At 38.5% G+C, this 5,759-nt stretch carries 11 protein-coding genes; 4 read left to right on the top strand and 7 right to left on the bottom strand.

The genetic code is table 11. The features are described from left to right. The 4 genes from O9295_RS13215 to O9295_RS13200 all read right to left on the bottom strand — a co-directional run. Positions 1–1,092: tetratricopeptide repeat protein (locus tag O9295_RS13215; protein ID WP_502846502.1), on the bottom strand; the 1,092-nt coding region annotated here is incomplete at its 3' end. Between the two features lie 247 nt (positions 1,093–1,339). Continuing rightward, positions 1,340–1,873, bottom strand: coding sequence for a transposase (locus O9295_RS13210; RefSeq protein ID WP_353851862.1), 534 nt, complete (start codon positions 1,871–1,873; stop codon positions 1,340–1,342). 183 nt (positions 1,874–2,056) lie between these two features. After that, positions 2,057–2,425 carry a DUF5615 family PIN-like protein gene (locus tag O9295_RS13205; RefSeq protein WP_004162358.1) on the bottom strand — a complete coding sequence of 123 codons (369 nt, stop codon included), beginning with the start codon at positions 2,423–2,425 and terminating at the stop codon, positions 2,057–2,059. Next, the gene (locus tag O9295_RS13200; RefSeq protein ID WP_002799543.1) at positions 2,418–2,711 is read right to left on the bottom strand and encodes a DUF433 domain-containing protein; all 294 of its coding nucleotides are present in this window, start codon (positions 2,709–2,711) and stop codon (positions 2,418–2,420) included. The genes O9295_RS13205 and O9295_RS13200 overlap by 8 nt, the downstream gene beginning before the upstream one ends. Positions 2,712–3,183: 472 nt before the next feature. On the opposite strand from O9295_RS13200, the gene O9295_RS13195 reads away from it, so the two are divergent. Continuing rightward, entirely contained in the window at positions 3,184–3,417 is a 234-nt protein-coding gene (locus O9295_RS13195; RefSeq protein WP_288033257.1) for an antitoxin family protein, read from the top strand. A gap of 105 nt (positions 3,418–3,522) precedes the next feature. On the opposite strand, the gene O9295_RS13190 is transcribed toward O9295_RS13195, so the two are convergent. The 3 genes from O9295_RS13190 to O9295_RS13180 all read right to left on the bottom strand — a co-directional run bounded on the left by O9295_RS13190 (position 3,523) and on the right by O9295_RS13180 (position 4,229). Then, positions 3,523–3,687: a hypothetical protein gene (locus O9295_RS13190; RefSeq protein WP_288033256.1), complete on the bottom strand. Its 165-nt coding sequence runs from the start codon at positions 3,685–3,687 to the stop codon at positions 3,523–3,525. 130 nt (positions 3,688–3,817) lie between these two features. After that, the gene (locus O9295_RS13185; protein WP_002732521.1) at positions 3,818–4,030 is read right to left on the bottom strand and encodes a type II toxin-antitoxin system HicA family toxin; all 213 of its coding nucleotides are present in this window, start codon (positions 4,028–4,030) and stop codon (positions 3,818–3,820) included. Further along, positions 4,023–4,229, bottom strand: coding sequence for a type II toxin-antitoxin system HicB family antitoxin (locus tag O9295_RS13180; RefSeq protein ID WP_288033254.1), 207 nt, complete (start codon positions 4,227–4,229; stop codon positions 4,023–4,025). The genes O9295_RS13185 and O9295_RS13180 overlap by 8 nt, the downstream gene beginning before the upstream one ends. A gap of 224 nt (positions 4,230–4,453) precedes the next feature. Between O9295_RS13180 and O9295_RS13175 the strand changes: the two genes are divergently transcribed. From O9295_RS13175 to O9295_RS13165, 3 genes are all read left to right on the top strand, one after another. After that, positions 4,454–4,699 carry a DUF1902 domain-containing protein gene (locus O9295_RS13175; protein WP_287731218.1) on the top strand — a complete coding sequence of 82 codons (246 nt, stop codon included), beginning with the start codon at positions 4,454–4,456 and terminating at the stop codon, positions 4,697–4,699. Then, on the top strand, positions 4,700–4,927 hold the full coding sequence (locus O9295_RS13170) for a type II toxin-antitoxin system HicA family toxin (RefSeq protein ID WP_147073406.1): 228 nt from the start codon (positions 4,700–4,702) through the stop codon (positions 4,925–4,927). It abuts the gene before it with no gap. An 81-nt stretch (positions 4,928–5,008) separates the two neighbouring features. Then, positions 5,009–5,533 (top strand): transposase family protein, encoded by a 525-nt coding sequence (locus O9295_RS13165; RefSeq protein ID WP_288033252.1) that lies wholly within the window; start codon positions 5,009–5,011, stop codon positions 5,531–5,533. Positions 5,534–5,759 lie beyond the last annotated feature (226 nt).

Genomic DNA, 5,759 nt, shown 5'->3' with positions numbered 1-5,759 from the left:
AGTATAAACTTTCAAAGCTTCCTGGCAAGCAGCGATAGCCCTTTCTAAATTGTCGGCTTTCTCTCCTCTGATTCTGTTAATGTAAGCTAAAGCGAGATTATTCTGTGTCCCTGCCCAATCTTGGGGAAATGCGTCAAAAGTATAAACTTTCAAAGCTTCCTTGTAAGCAGCGATAGCCCTTTCTAAATTCTCCGCTTTCTCTCCTCTGATTCTGTCAATGTAAGCTAAAGCGAGACTATACTGTGTCATTGCCCATTCTTGGGGAAATGCCTCAAAAGTACTCACTTTCAAAGCTTCCTGGTAAGCGGCGATCGCCTTTTCTAAATTCTCGGCTTTCTCCCCTCTGATTCTGTAACTGTAAGCAGTAGCGAGATTATGCTGTGTCAATGCCCAATCTTGGGGAAATGCGTCAAAAGTATAAACTTTCAAGGCTTCTTGGTAAGCGGTGATCGCCCTTTCTAAATTGTCGGCTTTCTCTCCTCTGATTCTGTTACGGTAAGCAATAGCGAGACTAAACTGTGTCAATGCCCATTCTTGGGGAAATGCTTCAAAAGTGAAGATAGTTAAGGCTATTTCATAACCCGTGATGGCAATTTCTTTGTGGGTGGTGATGTCACCGAGAGGAAATTGACAGATTAAGTTACTGAAATTGCCAATATATACAGCGATAAAATAGGCTTGTTCTGGCGTGGCTTGCGTTAATGTATTTCTCGCCCAACTATCTAGGATTCTCGCTAAATTATCATCCAATTTATCCAGATTTTGCGCCCAGACGGGATATATTAATTGAGGATTAGGATTTTCAGAGATTTTTTGTAATGTCTCGATTAAGAAATTGAGATAGTTAGTTTCCGTCTTTATAGAGGAAGAGGAATAGCTTTGTAGCAAATTTCCTGCAATATTCATTAACCGATTCGCATTATTGAGATCGCTTCTTAGCCTTAGATTATCCGCTACTTTTAATAATTCTGTCACCAAACTCTGATCCAACAATTCCTGATTTTCCTGTAAGATTCGGGGTTCATCGCCATCATTGCAGGATAATAGCTGATTAATCAGGTTTAGATAAGCTTGGGTGCGTTGTTCATTCATGGCGTGGTAAATGATGGCGGTTAATTTAGTTATCTTTAGCGATAGGTTATTGTTCGGGGGTAGGGGCGAAGCATTCGGGCAATAACATATCGCTGAAACCATAAATTCCCTATCCGAATGCTTCGCCCCTACAGGTTATTTCCCCCTACAGGTTATTTCCCCCTACAGGTTATTTCCCCCTACAGGTTATTTCCCCCTACAGGTTATTTACCTCTACAGTTTATTCGTCCCCACAGGTTATTTGCCCCTACATTGGTTTGAATTTATTCAGATTGTTCTCGTCTTGTTCCCAATTTCGCGGATTGTCAAGAATGTATTGCCAGATTTTTTGATAAGAATCTTCATTGCGAATGATATGTTCATAATAATTGCGCTGCCAAACTTTGAGGCGATCGCCACATAAACGATTAATTTTACGACTAGAAATTGATTTGAAATTCTGCACAATAGCCCCCAAAGATTCCGGCATTGTACCGTGAGTATATTGAGAATCGTATTCGGTCTTTTCCAGATCATAATTTTGTATTACTATAATTCCATGAATATGATTGGGCATGACAATAAAAGTATCTAGTTCAATAAACTTAAAATGTAGAGGCAGTCTATACCATACTGCTTCAACAGTATCACCAAGTAAATTTCGCTCCATATTTTCTTCAACAATTTCACCAAATAAATACTGCTTCTGATAAGAACAAATTGTTATATAATAAGCTCCATTAAGTCTATAATCATAGCCTTTTAAACGAATAGATTGTCGATGTTTTTGGGGTTCATTCATGGCGTGGCGGATGGTGGCGGTTAATTCAGTTATAAGCGATTCATCGGCAATCATCAAGAGTTGGGGATTGGTGGTAAGATTGTCAGAAAGGCGATCGCACTGAATCAAGGCTGAATAATGAGGGGCTATGATAATAGGTCGTGGTTAGAATTTTTAAAACAGTCTATCAAATCCTCATAACAATCATCGAGTAATCCAAGCACTAAGAAATTCAACCTGATCGATCATTTCTTCGGCTGATTTAGTGGCAATTAGCTGTAAAATCCCTCGCATAATTTCCCCCATTGAATATCTTTGTTGTTGGACTAGAATGATTCCTGCATGATTTCTTTTTTGTTGCAAGAAAAGTGTATGTAAATAATAAAAATCTCTAACATTAGAACTATAAAGACTACACCCCTGAGAAGTTGCCCAGATTAATTGTTCTTCATCAGAGTATCCCAATCTATTAGCTTCTAAAGCAGTAATCACATCAACACCTCTACTTTTCAAAATAAAAGCAAGCGATCGCAATGTAGAATCCTCATCCATATATAAGCTAATTCTACTCATAAGAAGAAGAATAATGTAATGCTTCAATGCGATCTGCTTCGGCGGCTTCGGCTATAATTTCTGCTTCTATTGTTTCTTTGTTAGTATGATAGTAAGTTAGAGCGGCATAAACTTGTGCCAAAGAAAGATGAGGGATTTCATCGGCAATTTCTTCAGGACTATATCCTAACTTATACCAGATCACTATTCTTCGTACAGTAACAGCAGTTCCCGCGATAATAGGACAACCTCCATGAATTTTGGGATCGCTTTTTATGAAAGTGCCAATATTGATATCTGTGAACATAACTTTCTCTGATTCATTCTCAACTAATTAAACTACATAGGATTCTATGCTTTTATCACCATTCTAGCATGGCCTAAACATTGGTCGGGGTAGGGGATTGAATGGGGAGATTATCAGAATTCTATCACAGGGACGATAGCCGAAAAAAATAATAGTCAATCAAACAATCGTCTGTACTGTGATTTGAATGATTGAATGAGGACTATGATTATTAGGATTATGGGGCGATTATCGTAATTGTATCCCAGGGATGATAGCCGAGAAAAATCCTAGTTAATCAAATAATCGTCTGTACTGTGATTTGAATGATTGAATGAGGACTATGATTGTTAGGATTATGGGGCGATTATTACAATAATATCCCAGTGATGATAGCCGAGAAAAATCCTAGTTAATCAAATAATCAAAAAAATCATAGTTTAGACACGATCATGGGTTAAAATAAGAGTAATTTAGAATTAAGGATTGAGTTATGCCGCAACAAACCTGTGAAGCCGTCTTTGAAAATGGCGTTTTACGTCCTCTTAGTAATCTCCAACTCAATGAAGGACAGTGCGTTAAACTGACTATAGAATCGAATTCAATTTCCCAGCTTACTCCCCAAAAATGGTCAGAAACGGGTATAATAGCCCAGTTAACAGCAAATCCGATTAAAATTGAAGACTTCCATCCTCTTACCAGAGAACAAGCCAATGAACGCTGGTGAATCTCAACCCTTCTTTATTGATTCCAATATTTCGCTCTATCGCTTCATTGTCAATGTCAATTGTAGCGATCCCCTAATGCCATTATCATAAAAATGAAGTGTAACCTAATCTCGAAAAACTGCTTTTTTAGCCTCTTCTAAATCGTCATCACTGATCCCAACATCTTTCCATAAACCCTTAATTTGAGTCTGATGATGAATGACCATTTTTTTTAAGGCTTCTAATTCTTCCTGAATGACTTGAATCGGAAGTAAAACATATTGACTCATGGCAAATAATACCCTTACTCTTTGATTTGAGGGATGATAGCCGAGAGAAATCCTAGTCAGTCAAATAATCAAAAAAAATCATAATTTAGACAGGATTGGGTGCGTTGTTCGTTCATGGGTTGAGATTGTTTTATAAAAGTTTTTTAAATTCTTCAATAGTTAATCCCGAACCTTTAATAATTGTTCCCATTGTATAGGCATTAATTGGATTAGCCCTTGGAATAGTGAGAATATGTTGTCCATCAGTCATGGTAATATGTTTTCCCTGTCGAACAATCTGAAATCCTGCTTTTTCAAATGCTTTAATTGCTCGTTGATGATTAATTCCAGCAAGACTAGGCATGATTTAATTCAACTTCTACATAATAAGATTCGCTCCCTTGATTTAATTCTGCAGCAACTTCTAAATAAGACTGAATTGCATCTTGAATATTATTGAGTGCTTCTTCTTTAGTTGTCCCTTGAGAAGCACAACCGGGTAAACTAGGACACCAAACGGCATATCCCTCTTCTGTTTGTTTGAGATTGACTTGATATTGCATATTTTATCATCCCGTACTTAATTGAAAATTAGGCAGAACCTAATGAGGGTTGGATAGGATTGGGTGCTTTGTTCATTAATGGCGTGGCGGTTAATTCAATTATAAGCGATTCATCGGCGATCATCAAGAGTTGGGGATTGGTGGTAGGGTTGTCAGAAATGCGATTGCACTGTATAATCTTAATTGATATATCAGCTAATTCTACTCAATTGAACTAAATAATCATGAATCAAAAACCGTACCAAGTAGAAGCATTTTGGGATCGAGAGGCGCAAGTGTGGGTAGCAGAGAGTGAAGATATTCCGGGATTAGTCACCGAAGCTGATACCATCGCAGCTTTAACAGCTAAATTACGACAGATAATTCCAGAATTATTACAACTCAATCATCTAATTACCATTGAACCTCAAGCATCGATAACTTTTGAACTAATTAGTCATCGTCAAGAATCAATTGAGTGCGCTGTTTAGATGGCTACTTCTTTAACAACTGCATTAAAAAAACTACTTTCAGCAGCCGGATGTTATTTTGAACGTCAAGGGAAAGGAGATCATGAAATTTGGTATAGTCCTCTGACAGAAAGAAGATTTGTAGTTGATAATACTATTAAATCACGCCATACTGCTAATGCAGTTTTGAAACAAGCTGGACAGGGTAATCGCACGTCGTTTTGTATAAAATATAACAGACAGAGGTGACTGAATGTCGCGCCTAGCAGGGCGAACTGACAGGAGTTAATCTGAGAGGAAGCAAAAAGTTACATGGTGTAGCAGTTGAGCATGGCATCCGGTTTTGGTCTCCTAGTTTTAAACCCCAAGCAAGAGCGAGAGGCAAAGCCCTTAAGAAACATTGTCTTGAAACATTTTCAGTATCTAGAAGACCCCAGAGCGGACAGGGGGCGCAATCCTAGCCTAGTATCGATAATTACCATAGCTATCTTGGCAGTCTTAACTGGTGCCGATGGGTTTGCCGCCATAGAAGCCTACGGTCAAGCCAAGCAATCTTGGTTGGAAACATTTTTAGACCTACCGAAGGGGATACCTTCCCACGATACCTTTGGCAGAGTGCTAAGGATACTAGAACCCAAGCAATTACAGTCAGGATTCCGGCTCTTGGATAGGGGAAATCACCGAGAAATTAGACCTCTTGCAAAAATCAAAAATCTTCCGTTAGGTGAGGAGTCAGGAGCCAGTAGTCAGGAGTCAGGAGAATTAAGAATGAGCATTAATCAATTAAATGCTCTATTTAGAGATTTTAGGCAATTTTATGTCTATTTTTCTCATTTTTGCACCCTCGAAAATTAATTATGCAAGAACTCTATTGAACCTAGAACTAATCCCTATAGATAGGAAAACGGCCAAAAATTCTGATGAAACGGTATCCGGCAAGCTTGACATCCTCGCCGCCCTAAAAGTGCGGCGATTCCTAAACCTCACGATTTAAGTTTCTGCTTCCACCACCGTCGCATACCACAGTTAAAAAACCATGTACTGTCTTACACAGAGTCCACAGACTTTCGCCCCATTTCAG

The sequence above is a fragment of the Microcystis sp. LE18-22.4A genome (assembly GCF_027531105.1).
GTDB classification, from domain to species: domain Bacteria; phylum Cyanobacteriota; class Cyanobacteriia; order Cyanobacteriales; family Microcystaceae; genus Microcystis; species Microcystis aeruginosa.
The sequence above is the reverse complement of the archived record's forward strand: the minus strand, read 5'-3'. Positions and strand labels throughout refer to the sequence as shown.